Consider the following 12,956-nt stretch of genomic DNA (forward strand, 5'->3'; position numbering starts at 1 on the left):
GAGGCCGCGCGGTGCCTCGGAGTACCGGTTGGAGACGGGAGCGGGTCGGACGGACCAGTCCGGTAGAGGTAGGCGCCGGACGGCCGCACGATCCCCCGGCAGCAGCTCGAGCCGCTGACGTAGGACACCGAACACCTCGCCAGGAGATCTTGGACCGGGCCCCTCCGCGGTGGGCGAGCGCGTGTTACGCTTCATTGTGTTCCGCGACCGCCTGTGCGCCAGGCAACAGGAGCAGCAGCATCAGCCCCTGCGGGCCTGACGCGCGTGCGCTCGCACCCGCTCCCTCGGGTGTGAGGGAGGAATGCTATCGCTGCAATTGTTGTTGCGCTGACAGAGAGGTGTCCCATGGTCCTGGAGCTCTCCCAGCAGCAGTTCGACCTCCTCCACGGCTGCCTGGCCGAAAGCATTGAGGATCTGCACGACGAGGTCCTCCACACCGACCAGCACGAGATGCGCGGGGAACTCAGGGAGAAGCTCCACCAGTTGCAGGCCCTCAGGCGCCAGGTGGAAGCCCTGATGCAGCGGGAGCAGCCGTCCCTCTGACTCGATTCTCGCCATTTCGAGGCGAGGGGGTTGGGTCGGGGCGACGCAGCGGTGTCTGGCGGGACGCACCCTGGGTGGCCCTCCTTGGCCCAGGCCACCATTCCAGGCAGGGGAGGGGAGGGGCTGAAGCCGGCAGTTGCGCTGGACTCAACACCACGCGCGCTGGAGTGGCTCCTGCGCTGGGAGCCGCTTCGGAGGCTGCGAGGGCAGCGCCAGGTACTCCAGAAGGGCGAGCACCCCGTCGGGTGCCGTCAGGTCTACAGCAGGCCCGTGCTGCGGCCGGAAGTCCCAAGAAACCCATTCTCGACCGCTCTGTAGCGCTCTCACCGGACGCCTCCGGCGGCGGCTTCGAGTCCCGCCGCCTCCACTCGGTGCCTGTCGAAATATCTCAACGACCCCACTACATATCGGGTAGTGCGAGTTGAGCGCACCGCTACGGTTGATATGTAGGAGTCGTTTTTTGGCGATACTTTGACAAGCTCCTGGCTCGGCGGGCCAATCCTCGCCTTCGACCGGTAAACAGGCAGTTTAGGCGCCACCACTTTCTCCTCATGCACTTCCAGGTTTGTGGCGGTACCGTGGGCATTTCAAGGCAACTCGCGCGGATGTCCGCGCTCCTGCGGTTGCTGAGGGTATTTCTGCCAGCTCTCTCAGGATGCAGCATCAATCAGTACCAGCCCAGCCACTTCCAATTCTCCACCATTGTCGAAAAAACCGAAGCAGGAGCAGATGGCTGGCGTGCCGCGTGTATCCATGCAACCGTAGTAAATAAGTCGACCTTGGAACCTTATTTCTGCAAGTTCGGCGTGGGAATGCCCATCGCGACCGAAAAGTTTGGATTGATGTCCGAGCCGCTTGCTCAGCGAATCGCCGCCGATTGTGCCAACGAGGCTTTGAGGGAGGTGATCGCCTCCCCGGTATCTCCACTTCCTGGCCTCGTCTCTAGGCAACTCACGAGCACCTTCAACGTCGTTTTGAATCGCGCCGTGCTTGGCTCAAGAGTAACAGCTTGGTGTGAAGAGGAAACAAAGCCCATCCGAGTTGACTTCTAAGCCCATGCCAATTTCAGCGGAAGAGTTGCTTTCTATCGTTCGGAAATACTGGCGTTCGGACCATGAGTTCGATGGCAAGCTGGAAAGGAGCCCCGAGCTAAAGAGGTTCCAGGCTTTGTGGAAGCAAGAGCGCAGGAAGCTGGATCAATGGCGCGAGCTCATGCGCGAGCTCAGGGCGGCGCTTCCGCAATTCGAGATCGGACATGCTACGGCCACCTCTTCTTCCTGTTTCCGCTGTACTGTGTTTACAGATCGGCAGCCCGTGGAGGCGAGTCATGAGGATGGGCTGCGGGAGCGCCGCTGGGGGGTTGTTGGATGCCTCAGCATCCTGGCGCCTATCTATACAGTATATGGCCTGCAGTACGACTACAAAGGTAAAGACGTGATCGCCGCCAAGGTCTTTTTCGATCCGCTTCCGCCCGAGATGCATGCGCTCGCGGAGGTCGTTGGCAGGAAGATCGAGGCGATGTTCGGGGCTGCTCAGCGACAACTACACCTCCCCATCAACGACAATTACACCTCCCCATCCAGAGTGACGGCAGCCGTCGGTAGAAACCCGGTGACTCCGGAGGTTCGGATGGACGGGTGAGGACGACGGATGCCCAGGTGAGGAAGCTGATGGAAGAGATGGCGAAGCACGGTCGCCTCGGGCTGGCGTCGGCCCGGGCGGGGATGGACCGCAAGACGGCACGCAAGTACGTGAAGGAGGGGAAGTTCCCCTCGGAGCTCAAGCAGGAGCGCACCTGGAGGACACGGGAGGACCCGTTCGAGGAGCAGTGGGACAGCCTGGCCGAGCGGCTGAAGGAGGCGCCGGAGCTGGAGGCCAAGACGCTCTTCGAGGAGCTGTGTGCTCGCGAGCCGGGCCGCTACAAGCCGGGGCAGCTGCGCACGTTGCAGCGGCGAGTGCGCCAGTGGAGAGCGCAGCAGGGACCGGAGAAGCAGGTGTTCTTCGCCCAGGAGCATCGGCCCGGGGAAGCGATGCAGACGGACTTCACCTGGGCCAAGGAGTTGGAGGTGACGGTGGGAGGCGAGCCCTTCGCGCACCTGCTGTGCCACCCGGTGCTGCCCTACTCCAACTGGGAATGGGCGACGGTGTGCCACTCGGAGTCCATGGCGGCCATCAAGCGAGGAGTGCAGGCGGCCGTCTTCCGGCTGGGGAAGGTGCCGCGCTACCACCAGACGGACAACTCCACCAGCGCCACGCACGACCTGCGCAACGGCAAGCGGGGCTTCAACGCCGAGTACCTCGCGCTCATGAAGCACCTGGGCATGGAGCCGCGCACCATTGAAGTGGGGAAGAAGGAGCAGAACGGGGACGTGGAGGCGCTCAACGGCGCGCTCAAACGCCGGCTATTGCAGCACCTGCTGATGCGCGGCAGCCGGGATTTCGAGAGCGCCGCGGCGTACGAGAGCTGGGTGCAGAGCGTGCTGGAGAAGGCCAACCGGCTGCGCGGCGCGAAGGTGGAGGAGGAGCTCGCGGCGATGAGGCCGCTGTCGGTGCAGCGGCTGGTGGAGTACAGCGAGCTGGAGGTAGTCGTCACGGCATGGAGCACCATCCGGGTGCAGCACAACACGTACTCGGTACCCTCGCGGCTGGTGGGCCAGCGCGTGCGGGTGCGCGTGTACGACGACAGGCTGGAGGTGCTGCACGCGGGAAAGCCGCAGCTGGTGGTGGACAGGCTGGTGGGCCGCAACGGACACCGCATCAACTACCGGCACATCATCTGGTCGCTGGTGCAGAAGCCAGGGGCCTTCGCGCAGTACCGCTACCGGGAGGACCTCTTCCCCTCGCTGGTATTCCGCCAGGCGTATGACGAGCTGCAGCGGGTGCACGAGGGGAGAGCCGCGGATGTGGAGTACCTGCGGATTCTTCACCTTTCGGCCTCCACGCTGGAGTCCCAGGTGGAGCAGGTGCTGACGCGACTGCTGGCCGAGGGCGGACTGCGCGGTGCCGAGCAGGTGAAGGCGCTGGTGGCGCCAGCCAGGCCCGAGGTGCCCGAGCTGGCACAGCCCGAGGTGGACCTGAGCAGCTATGACGCGCTGCTGGTGGCGCAGCGGGAGGTGGCCTCATGAGCACCACCTCCACGTCCCTGCGAGCAGCGGCGAGCGCCGCCGACGAGCAGCAGCAGACGCTGGCCATGCTGCTGCGAGCGCTGAAGCTGCCTGCGTTTGCAGCCCACCACGAGGAGCTGGCCAGGCGCGCCGGGCAGGAGGGATGGACGTGCCCGCACTACCTGCGCCAACTGGTGGAGCTGGAGCTGAGCGAGCGCCGGGGCCGGCGGATAGAGCGACTGCTCAAGGCCTCGGGGCTGTCCACGGACAAGACGCTCGCCACGCTCGAGCAGGAGAAGCTGCCGGCCAAGGTGCGCCGCCAGCTACCGGCCCTGTGCGAGGGCGGCTTCGTCGAGCGCGCGGAGAACGTGCTGGCCTTCGGGCTGCCGGGCCGCGGCAAGACGCACGTGGTGAGCGCCATAGGCCACGAGCTGGTGCAGCGCGGTTACGAGGTGCTCTTCATCCCGGCGGTGCTGCTGGTGCAGCGACTGCTCTCGGCCAAGAAGAGCCTCTTGCTGGAGAAGGAGCTGCGGCGGCTGGACGGGTACGACGCGGTCATCATCGACGACATCGGCTACATCCAGCAGGACAGGGAGGAGATGGAGGTGCTGTTTACCTTCCTGGCCCAGCGCTACGAGCGCAGGAGCGTCCTGATTACGAGCAACCTGGTGTTTTCGCAGTGGGACCGAATCTTCAAGGACGCGATGACGACGGCGGCGGCGATTGACCGGGTGGTGCACCACGCGCTGATTCTGGAGCTCACCGGGGAGAGCTACCGCAGCGAGAAGGCCAGGAGCCGGGAGACGGCCGACAAGGCCCCGCGCAAGGCGCCCGGGGACGAGTAACAGCCTGTCCACAGGTTTTGAGTCTCCCCCCGGGCCCCCCTCATCCACAGCCCTGCCCACAGCACAGGAGGTGACCGACCCAGAGGCTTCGATGGACGTGACGACGACTACGGCGACGACGAAGTGAACGCAGTCAGGGCATCAACCCGATGGGGAAGTGTAATTGTCGCCAAGGGGAAAAAGTAATTGACGCTGGGCACGGGGCCGAGGCCCTTCCTCGCGAGATCGCCGAGACTCGAATCCCGCTCATCGTGGATCTACTGGAGCCGCCTGATACCACGCTCTTTCATGCGCTCTTCGCGACTGATCCTGAAAACGTGGCTGTGTAGGCAACACGATCGCCCACCCCAGGGGCGGGCGTGCACATTGACACGAGTGTGAAGATGGGTGTTGACGCGTCGGCGGAGTCGTCGGCGCTCACCGGCTCCAAGCGCAAGCGGGTGTGGAGCCTGGAGAGCAGCGACTTGTGCGTGCTCAGGCAGAGCCGGTCCTCGAGCTCGGGCAGGCCGACGAGGACGAGGCTGAGCAGGGCGCGGCTGTCCTATTCGTAGCCCGTGGCGTGTTGCCGCACGTCACGGGCCGTCTTCTTCCCGTCCTCTTCCCAGAAGCACCAGGTGGCCTCTTGCCGCTCGGCTCCGCTCTCCTGCTGGCCGCTCTACTCCCGGCACACCCCGAGTACCCGGACCGGCGGGGAAGGGTGTGGCTCGCCCAACCCGCGGGCTCCCGGCCATCCCATCAGCCAACGTGCCTCCCCTTTCCAGCCTCGGTGATGGGCTACCCCTGCTCACGGGGAGCCTGCCCATCAACCAGTTCGCTCACCCGGGCCCACTTCTCCCTCATCCAGCGTGCTCGGTAACACCCTTCGTCCTGGGGGGCTCCACGATGCTCCTTCCGAACGTGGAGGAGGCTACCGGCATGCCTTTGAGACAGACCTCACGGCGCCGTGGGGCACGAGGTGGTGCCGGGGACCGCGCAGTAAATCACGTTCCTCGAGTCGACCGAGCTCAGCGGTGGGCAGTCCGGGTAGTTCGAATTGGTCGCGAGGACTTTGCATGCGGAGTGGCTTGACTTGCAGCCGTTGTTGAGCGCGCATTGCCAGAAGCCCTCCGTATTGGGCTCACAGCGGATGGCGTTGGCCGTGTACTTGCACGTTCCATCAGTCGAACAACTCCTGGCGCACTCGCCAGTCGTCGAGCAGTCGTGGATGCACTTCATGCCGGTGCTATGCCAGCCCTCGGGGCACCCTCCACTGAGGGTCCCTCCACACCGCCAGTACCCCTCGGCGGTGTTGGGCGCGCAGATGGCGGCGTTGCGGGTGGTGTCGGTACATTGACCGCAGGTGGTATCGCAGTAATAGCCCTGGATGTGCGTTCCCTCGCCGCAAGTATTACAGAGCGCATTCTCCGCCTGAGCGAGCAGTTCCTCGTCGACTTGCGACAGCTCATCTCCGGTTCCGCCGCAAGCGGCCAGCAACACTGCACTTACAATGAGGATCAATCCCTTTAACATGATGATTCTCCTGGGAAGCCCTTTCGACTGTACCCTGCAAGGCAGCCAGGGTACGCACAGTCTTATTCGACGAGATGTGCTGGGCTCGGCCCGCTTGTAGGGCGGAGCCCCGCGCCTGTCGAGCTGATGCTACTACGGGGTCTCGAAGGCTCCCAAGTCGGGCGCCGAGCCGTTGTAGGGCAAACCGACGTCAACCCCAGCGTTGACGAGGGCACTCGTCGACTTGAGGCGGAACAGGGTCGTGGCAGGCAGGCTCCCGTCTGGGTTGCGGGCGACAGTTGCCAGGCTGGTGTCCAGGCTTTGGAAATCGGCCGACGACACCGAGAAGCCAGTGTTCCAAGAGTTCTTTTGCTCGGTGGAATTGGCGATGCTGTTCGAGGCACCGAGCGAGATATTGTTCTTGAGGATGTGCTTCTGGCCCGCGTTGAGCGGGTTTCCGAGCCCGAAGTTGGTGCCGTTTTTGTAAGCGATCGAGTTGTAGATGGTCACCCCGCCGGAATTGTTGTTCTGGTCGAAACCTTTCTTGGGCTGGCCGAAGGCCACGCAGTTGGTCAGTTGGTGATTGGCCTGCTTGGCGTTGCCACCGATCTTGAAGCCGTTGCCATTGCCGGTGAAGCCACCGTATCCCCAAACGTCGACCCCATTTCGGAAGGCCCAAGAGTCCTTGAAGATAACCTTTTCAGGGCTATCGAAGGCGTCGTAGCCGTCATCGGAGTTTTCCCAGGCCCGGCAGCCGATGAAGACGTTCCCGGGACCCATGGTTTGTTTGGGTCCGAAGCCGTCGGCCATGCTGCCGAGCTTCTTCGGGTCGTAGTTCCGAAAAGCATCGCAGTTGAGCACCGTGGTATGGTTGCCCCCCTTGTTGATCTCCAGGCCGGTGTTGCGGTTGTCGTAGAAGCGGCAGTTCTCGAAAGTGTTGTAGGAGCCGGTAACGTAGGCGCCCTGGTACCCAGCTCGGGTAATATCGATACCCTTGAAGATCCAATAGCTGCCGGTAACGTAAAAGCCGTAGGAATCCTGGACCCAGGCTTGGGCAGGAAAGGAGAAATCAAACACGGCTCGGGCGTTGTTGTAAGACGAAACGGTGATGGGTTTGCCTGGTTGCCCGGACTTGGTGAACGCAAGCGTGTTCTTCGCTCCAGGAGTATAGGGAATCGAGTACGTCCCGCCCTGAAGCAAAATGGTGTCTCCGGCCACGGCCGCGGCGAGAGCGGTTTTGAAATCCCAGGCACTGTTGAAACTGGCACCGGTATTGGTCGACTTTCCGGTGGGCGAAACATAATAGGTCTTGGCCGCGACCGCAGTGGTAGCCGACGCCGAAGCAGCGTCCGATCTATCGCTGTCAATGCCCAGGCTCGCCGCGTCGACTGCCGGAATCTCTGTCAAAGCCGCAGGCTCGTTGTGCGAGAGCGTCTCAGACTCCTCTGGCCCACATCCCCCGAGGACGCATCCCGCGATGACCAGGCTGAACAGTGCGTGGTGTATAAATTTATTATACATCAAAAAACCTCCTGTTTTTACGGTATCGAATCACGGCTGACCAGGTGGAGCAAGAGGTAAAGCCTTACAGGAAAGCGTAGTCTGCATAATCGGTATTGTCCGACACTAGCAAATCCGAACGCTTACGCGCGCTCGGCTGGGGAGTCGTGTAATGAGTGCGTATATGGGGTCAAGGTTTCCCCGCTCCTGAAGTATGAGGAAATAGAGCGCACCCCGCCGGCCTCCACACCTCAAACAGGCGAATACGTCCAGCGTCTGTGCGCCAGGTGCCGGAGTGCCCACTCCCCGGGTGTTTTCTTGGGCTTGTGGGCCACTGCGGCCTGGCGCTCAACACCACGCCAGCTGCTCCGAGCTGGCGTGGTGGAGGCGCCCCTCTCAGTCAGTGGACGACGTCACCGGCCAGGTGGCGCAGCTTGTCCGGATTGCGCACCACGAAGATCGCGGCGATCTTGCCGTCCTCGAGCTGCAGGGCGGTGGTCTGCAGGGTGTCTCCGGGCTCGATGGTGACGAACCCGGGCAGGCCGTTGATGTAGCCGTAGCGCACGAGCCGTGAGCCTTGCTTCGCCAGGATGCGCGCGAGCTCGGCATGCAGGGCCATGACCTTGTCGATGCCGATGATCGGCGCCATCGCCGCTGGCTTCTTGCCGCCGCCGTCCGCGTGGACGATCACATCGGCGGCCAGCAGGGATTGCAGCGTCCGCAGGTCGCCGCTGCGCGACGCCGCGAAGAAGGCCGAGGCGATCTCCAGGCCCTGCTCCTTGGGCATCTGGAAACGCGGGCGCGCGGCGTGCACGTGGGTTCGGGCGCGGCTCGCGAGCTGGCGGCAGGCCGCTGGTTCACGCCCGAGGGTCTCTGCGAGCTCTTCGAAGCCTACGCCGAACACGTCGTGCAGGAGGAAGGCGGCGCGCTCCAAGGGCGACAGACGTTCCAGCGCCATCATCAGCGGCAGGGTGACGTCGTCGATCTCCTCGTGACCATCCGCCTCGACCACCGGTTCGGGCAGCCACGGCCCAACATAGGTTTCCCGCTGCCTCCGAGCCGACTTCAGGAGGTCCAGGCAAAGCCGCGTCACGACGCGGCACAGGAAGCCTTCCGGCTCGCGCACCGCGCTGCGATCGATCGCGAGCCAGCGGATGAAGGCCTCCTGCACCACATCCTCGGCGTCTGCCACCGACCCCAGCATCCGATAGGCGATGCGGACCAGCTTGGGCCGCAAGGGGTCGAAGGTGGCCGCGGCGTCCTTTTCGGATGGGGGGGTCATCAGGCCACCGACCTCTCGGCGCGAACCGGATGGCTCAGGCGGAAGCCGACGCCGATCCGATTGAAGCTGTTGATGACGGTGATCAGCAAGGTGAGCTTCACCTGCTCTTCCTCTGTGAACTGCGCCTGGAGCGCCTGGTAGGCCTCATCGGGCGCGTGGGTCTCGGCCACCAGGGTCAGGGCGTCCGTCCAGCCGAGCGCCGCGCGCTCACGCTCGCTGTAGAGCGGCGACTCCCTCCATGCGTCGAGCAGGTAGAGGCGCTCCTCCGTTTCACCCTGCCTGCGGGCCTCCAGGGTGTGCATGTGCAGGCAGATGGCGCAGCCGTTGAGCTGCGAGGCGCGGATTTTCACCAGCTCCATCAGGCTGGGCTCCAGGCCGTTCTGGACCACCGTGGTCCCGAAGTCGATCAGGGGCTTCATCAGGCTGGAGGCGGCGAAGGGGTTCAGTCTCGGGGTCATGAGCGTTTTCCTCGTGAGTGGATGACTTCCGAGCTCAAGACGAGGCCTCTCGCCGAATGTGACATGGGCAAGCCCGGCCAGGTATCTCCTCTGTAATTACAGGGGGTTGGGGGCAGTGGCCTCCCCATTCTGGCCGCGCTCGAACCGCTGTTCGCCGCGTATGCTTGCGACCGGCAGCCCTCCTTCACCGTCGACCCTCTCGCCGTTCGCTGACGATGCGTCTCCTCTTCCACATCCAGACCTCACCCTTCGCCCGCCGTACCCGCCTCGCACTCGCGCACAAAGGGCTCACCGTCGAGCTGCGTAACGTGCGTGCCCACCCGGAGTTTCTCGAGGAGTCGCGCCGCCTCTCCCCGCTCAAGACGACCCCCGTTCTCGTCGAGGAGGATGGGCGTGTCCTCGGGGACTCGACCGCGATCTCCCACTACCTCGATCGGGCCTACCCCTCGGCTCCGAAGCTCTGGCCGTCGGAGCCCGATGATGCGCTCGCTGTCTTCGAGATCGCCTCGCTCGTTGACGTCGCCCTGAACACCGTCGCGGATATTGGCGCCCGGTACTACGCGCTTCACTCCTCCGAGGCCTGGGGGGCCGTGAAGACGGAGGCGATGGAGCGCGTCCAGCGCGCGCTGGACGCACTGGGCCAGCGCGTGTCGGTGCTCTCGCGCCCCACCGTCGCCCGGAGCGGCTGGTCGGCGGCGGACATGTGGCTCGTCACTGCGGAGCACTGGCTCGCCACGTTGCCCCAGCGTGCGCCCAAGTTCCCCGTGCTTGCGCAGATGGTCTCGCTGGGTTGGCGCCTGCCTCCGGAGCTCTCCCGCTGGGCCGATCAGCACCGCAACCGGCCCGATGTGCTCGCGCTCGATCAGTTGAAGTAGGGCGAAAGCGGACCCGCCCAAAGACCAGGTACGTCTTGCGGCAACTTGAAGCCGAAGTAGAACCGATCAAGGGTGATGGTGCTGCCTGGCACAAAGCGCAGCATCGCCCGCGGTAGTTTGTTTAGCCTCTATTCCCGCCTGACTCCCTGTGAGCACTGTGCGCGGGCTCCACGCTCCCAGTCGATGTTCATCCAGTCGCGCCGAAGCCCTGCATCCGCTCGTGAGGTAAGGCTTTTCGGTCAGGTGTTTTCGGGCCACGGGGGCCGAGCGGGGGACCCGGCCCTCGTGCGGTGCCTGTCAGCGCGCGAGCGCCGCGTCAATGGTCCGCGTGAAGACGTTCAGCGGCTGCGCCCCGGCGATGATCTGGCCGTTGACGAAAAAGGTGGGGGTGGCGTTGACCTTGCGACGCTGGCTCTCCACCAGCTCCATGTCCACGTAGTTGTTCCAGGTGCTCGAGTCCAGCGCACGCCGGAAGCGCTCCACATCCAGGTTTAGCTTGCCGGCAAGGGCCTCCAGCGAGGCCCGGTCCAGCGCGTCTTGATGGGCGAAGAGCGCATCGTGGAACTCCCAGAATTTGCCCTGCTCATGCGCGGCCATTGAGGCGATGGCCGCCAGCCGTGCGTTCGGGTGAGAGGGCAGCGGCTTCTGCCGGAAGACGATGCGCACCTGCTGCCCGTACTTCTCGCGCAGGGCCTTGACCGTGTCGGCCCCGCGAGCGCAGAACGAGCACTGGAAGTCAGACCACACCTCCACCGTTACCGGCGCGTCCGCGCGTCCAACTGCGGGGGCATCCGTGCGCGGCGTGGCGGCGAGCGCCTGCGTCTCCACGGCCTCCGCGCGCGGACGCTTGCAGTCTTCGGGAGGATTCGTGGGGGGAGGCGTGCTGGCGACGGCATGCATGGACATCCCCAGCAGCGCGACGACAGCCGCGCCAGCGGACAGGAACGACTTCATGGTGAACCTCGTGAGCGCAATGAGAGTCGCCGCTCCAGGAACGGAGCCGGCGGCGCGGCTCCATTCTCGCCGCGCCCTCAGGAGTGACACGAGGCGCGCGCGAGTTTCAGCGATCCGTCCACACGAAGCGGACGCCGCGATTGGACCAGGCAGGGGGCGTACTGCTGGAGCGGATAATTCAATCCACCCAGAGGTGGATGTCGTCCGTGGCGAAGAGGCCTGCCGAGGTGACCGTCACGCGAAGATCCGTCGAGCCACAGATATCCTGGCTGTAGCTTTGGCTGGAGCCCACGTCCACCCACGTCCCATTGTCGTCATTGCAGGAGGAGCTCGGCTTAGGCTGAAAGGGATTGGAGAAGCCTTACCTCAAACTTTCGCATCCGGGCGTGCAGGGTGATGCTCGCCAACTCTCGAAGGGGACCTTCCTGCCGTGCACGCCGCCAACCTCCTCCGTCAATCCACGGCCGAGCTTGTTGTTTCCGCGTCGGCTTGCCCATGGGCCGCGTCGTATCCAGGCTTGCCCCATGATCTGCACCGGCAAGACTCGAGCCTAAAGTCCGTCCCGCGCGGGCCTCCGCGCAGTGCTCCATCCGGACTTGCTCCGATCCCTTGAAGCGGCCACCACCTGCGGCCCACTGTGATCGAATTGCCGATGAATTCCCGTCTCTACACGCCCACCGCGCGGGGCATGGTCGCGCGCCTCTCCCTGCTGATCTTCCTGGATGGTCTGGCGCAATCGGTGAGCTTCCCGGTGCTTCCGCGCCTGGTGGGCTCGTTCCTCGACAACAATCCCGGCATGACGGCCCTCTGGGTCGGCTGGCTGGAGGTGGCCTGGGCGCTGCCCCAGATTGTCATGGCCCCGCTCCTGGGCGCCTTGTCCGACCGGTTCGGTCGCCGGCCGCTCATGCTTCTGTCAATGGGAGGCATCGGGCTCGAACTCCTCCTCGACGCCCTGGCACCGAACCTCTGGTGGCTGCTTGCGGGGCGGATCGTCTGCGGCCTCTCCTTCGGAGCCCAGGCCGCGGTCATGGCGGGCGTGGCCGACACTGCGCCGCCAGACGAGCGCGCCCGCTCTTACGGCTTCGTCAATGGCGCCCTCTACGCTGGCATTCTCGCAGGCCCCCTGCTTGGTGGCTGGCTGGCGGAGGCCGACCTTCGCTCGCCGTTCTATGTCGGCGCCGCCGTCGCCGTCGTGGGCGCGCTCTACGTGGTGAGCCTCCTGCCCGAGCCGCTTGCCCGAGCGCATCGCACGTCGCCTCATGAGCCGCGGGCCAGGCTCGGGGAGGCGTTTCGGCTGCTTGGAACCCACCCCGCCCTTCGCCCTCTGGCGGTCGTGCTGCTCCTGTCGTGGCTCTCCTTCCAGAGCAGCGACAACATGGTTGTGCTCTACACCGCCCACCGCTACGGCTGGAGCACGATGCAGTTCGGCGTCTTCGTGGCCGTGGAGGCGGCGCTCGGAATCCTCGTCCAGAGCTTCGTCGCCGGCGCAGCCGCCCGCCGTCTGGGCGAGCGTTGGGCCCTCATCCTGGGCTCCACGACCCAAGGCTTCGGCATGCTGGCGATGGGGCTTGCGCCCGTGACCGTCCTGTTCTGGCCAGGAGCCCTCGTCGCCGTCCTGGGCGCCATCGTCCGGCCGGCGCTGCAGACCCTGATGTCAGAGGCCGTGGGCGCCGATAAGCAGGGGCGCCTGCAAGGCATCGTCTCCTCGATCGCGAGTGCGACGAGCGTCGTCGCCCCGCTCGTCTTCACGTCCCTCTACGCCTGGGCGATCGGTGGCAACCGAAGCCCGGCCTGGGCGGGGATCACCATCCTCTGCGGCTCGGTCCTGAGCGCCCTCGGCGCCTGGGTTGCCTGGCGCACCGCGCCGCGCTGAGAAGGTGTCTGAGAAGGTGTCAAAGAATTCATTG

At 64.8% G+C, this 12,956-nt stretch carries 13 protein-coding genes; 8 read left to right on the forward strand and 5 right to left on the reverse strand.

All coding sequences use genetic code 11. The features are described from left to right. The first annotated feature begins 345 nt into the window (after positions 1-345). From F0U60_RS15245 to F0U60_RS15270, 6 genes are all read left to right on the forward strand, one after another. Positions 346-543 carry a hypothetical protein gene (locus F0U60_RS15245; protein WP_395819901.1) on the forward strand — a complete coding sequence of 66 codons (198 nt, stop codon included), beginning with the start codon at positions 346-348 and terminating at the stop codon, positions 541-543. Positions 544-1,148: 605 nt separating this feature from the next. Continuing rightward, positions 1,149-1,595, forward strand: coding sequence for a hypothetical protein (locus tag F0U60_RS15250; RefSeq protein ID WP_395819904.1), 447 nt, complete (start codon positions 1,149-1,151; stop codon positions 1,593-1,595). 4 nt (positions 1,596-1,599) lie between these two features. After that, entirely contained in the window at positions 1,600-2,184 is a 585-nt protein-coding gene (locus F0U60_RS15255) for a hypothetical protein (protein ID WP_395819906.1), read from the forward strand. Then, positions 2,181-3,668, forward strand: a complete 1,488-nt coding sequence (istA, locus tag F0U60_RS15260) for an IS21 family transposase (protein WP_395804709.1) — start codon at positions 2,181-2,183, stop codon at positions 3,666-3,668. Before F0U60_RS15255 ends, istA begins: the two co-directional genes overlap by 4 nt. Continuing rightward, complete coding sequence (gene istB / locus F0U60_RS15265) at positions 3,665-4,492, forward strand: IS21-like element helper ATPase IstB (RefSeq protein WP_395817573.1); 828 nt, start codon at positions 3,665-3,667, stop codon at positions 4,490-4,492. The genes istA and istB overlap by 4 nt, the downstream gene beginning before the upstream one ends. 383 nt (positions 4,493-4,875) lie before the next feature. After that, on the forward strand, positions 4,876-5,043 hold the full coding sequence (locus tag F0U60_RS15270) for a hypothetical protein (RefSeq protein ID WP_395819909.1): 168 nt from the start codon (positions 4,876-4,878) through the stop codon (positions 5,041-5,043). 382 nt (positions 5,044-5,425) lie between these two features. Here F0U60_RS15270 and F0U60_RS15275 read toward each other — a convergent pair whose 3' ends face one another. The 4 genes from F0U60_RS15275 to F0U60_RS15290 all read right to left on the reverse strand — a co-directional run bounded on the left by F0U60_RS15275 (position 5,426) and on the right by F0U60_RS15290 (position 9,220). Further along, complete coding sequence (locus tag F0U60_RS15275) at positions 5,426-6,001, reverse strand: hypothetical protein (RefSeq protein WP_395819912.1); 576 nt, start codon at positions 5,999-6,001, stop codon at positions 5,426-5,428. Positions 6,002-6,133: 132 nt separating this feature from the next. Continuing rightward, positions 6,134-7,501: a right-handed parallel beta-helix repeat-containing protein gene (locus F0U60_RS15280; RefSeq protein WP_395819915.1), complete on the reverse strand. Its 1,368-nt coding sequence runs from the start codon at positions 7,499-7,501 to the stop codon at positions 6,134-6,136. A gap of 379 nt (positions 7,502-7,880) precedes the next feature. Further along, entirely contained in the window at positions 7,881-8,762 is an 882-nt protein-coding gene (locus tag F0U60_RS15285) for a sigma-70 family RNA polymerase sigma factor (RefSeq protein WP_395819918.1), read from the reverse strand. Then, on the reverse strand, positions 8,762-9,220 hold the full coding sequence (locus tag F0U60_RS15290; protein WP_395819921.1) for a carboxymuconolactone decarboxylase family protein: 459 nt from the start codon (positions 9,218-9,220) through the stop codon (positions 8,762-8,764). Before F0U60_RS15290 ends, F0U60_RS15285 begins: the two co-directional genes overlap by 1 nt. 215 nt (positions 9,221-9,435) lie before the next feature. Between F0U60_RS15290 and F0U60_RS15295 the strand changes: the two genes are divergently transcribed. Beyond that, entirely contained in the window at positions 9,436-10,095 is a 660-nt protein-coding gene (locus F0U60_RS15295) for a glutathione S-transferase family protein (RefSeq protein WP_395819924.1), read from the forward strand. A gap of 297 nt (positions 10,096-10,392) precedes the next feature. On the opposite strand, the gene F0U60_RS15300 is transcribed toward F0U60_RS15295, so the two are convergent. Then, positions 10,393-11,049: a DsbA family protein gene (locus F0U60_RS15300; protein ID WP_395819927.1), complete on the reverse strand. Its 657-nt coding sequence runs from the start codon at positions 11,047-11,049 to the stop codon at positions 10,393-10,395. 652 nt (positions 11,050-11,701) lie between these two features. On the opposite strand from F0U60_RS15300, the gene F0U60_RS15305 reads away from it, so the two are divergent. Continuing rightward, the gene (locus F0U60_RS15305; RefSeq protein ID WP_395819929.1) at positions 11,702-12,922 is read left to right on the forward strand and encodes an MFS transporter; all 1,221 of its coding nucleotides are present in this window, start codon (positions 11,702-11,704) and stop codon (positions 12,920-12,922) included. Positions 12,923-12,956: the final 34 nt, after the last annotated feature.

Source organism: Archangium minus (genome assembly GCF_044360475.1).
Taxonomy (GTDB): Bacteria; Myxococcota; Myxococcia; order Myxococcales; family Myxococcaceae; genus Archangium; species Archangium minus.

Excerpts from the sequence above, each read along its gene's own strand:
- F0U60_RS15245 (WP_395819901.1), top strand. The coding sequence starts at position 346 with ATGGTCCTGGAGCTCTCCCAGCAGCAGTTCGACCTCCTCCACGGCTGC.
- F0U60_RS15250 (WP_395819904.1), top strand. The coding sequence starts at position 1,149 with ATGTCCGCGCTCCTGCGGTTGCTGAGGGTATTTCTGCCAGCTCTCTCA.
- F0U60_RS15255 (WP_395819906.1), top strand. The coding sequence starts at position 1,600 with ATGCCAATTTCAGCGGAAGAGTTGCTTTCTATCGTTCGGAAATACTGG.
- istB (WP_395817573.1), top strand. The coding sequence starts at position 3,665 with ATGAGCACCACCTCCACGTCCCTGCGAGCAGCGGCGAGCGCCGCCGAC.
- F0U60_RS15270 (WP_395819909.1), top strand. The coding sequence starts at position 4,876 with ATGGGTGTTGACGCGTCGGCGGAGTCGTCGGCGCTCACCGGCTCCAAG.
- F0U60_RS15275 (WP_395819912.1), bottom strand. The coding sequence starts at position 6,001 with ATGTTAAAGGGATTGATCCTCATTGTAAGTGCAGTGTTGCTGGCCGCT.
- F0U60_RS15280 (WP_395819915.1), bottom strand. The coding sequence starts at position 7,501 with ATGTATAATAAATTTATACACCACGCACTGTTCAGCCTGGTCATCGCG.
- F0U60_RS15285 (WP_395819918.1), bottom strand. The coding sequence starts at position 8,762 with ATGACCCCCCCATCCGAAAAGGACGCCGCGGCCACCTTCGACCCCTTG.
- F0U60_RS15290 (WP_395819921.1), bottom strand. The coding sequence starts at position 9,220 with ATGACCCCGAGACTGAACCCCTTCGCCGCCTCCAGCCTGATGAAGCCC.
- F0U60_RS15295 (WP_395819924.1), top strand. The coding sequence starts at position 9,436 with ATGCGTCTCCTCTTCCACATCCAGACCTCACCCTTCGCCCGCCGTACC.
- F0U60_RS15300 (WP_395819927.1), bottom strand. The coding sequence starts at position 11,049 with ATGAAGTCGTTCCTGTCCGCTGGCGCGGCTGTCGTCGCGCTGCTGGGG.
- F0U60_RS15305 (WP_395819929.1), top strand. The coding sequence starts at position 11,702 with ATGAATTCCCGTCTCTACACGCCCACCGCGCGGGGCATGGTCGCGCGC.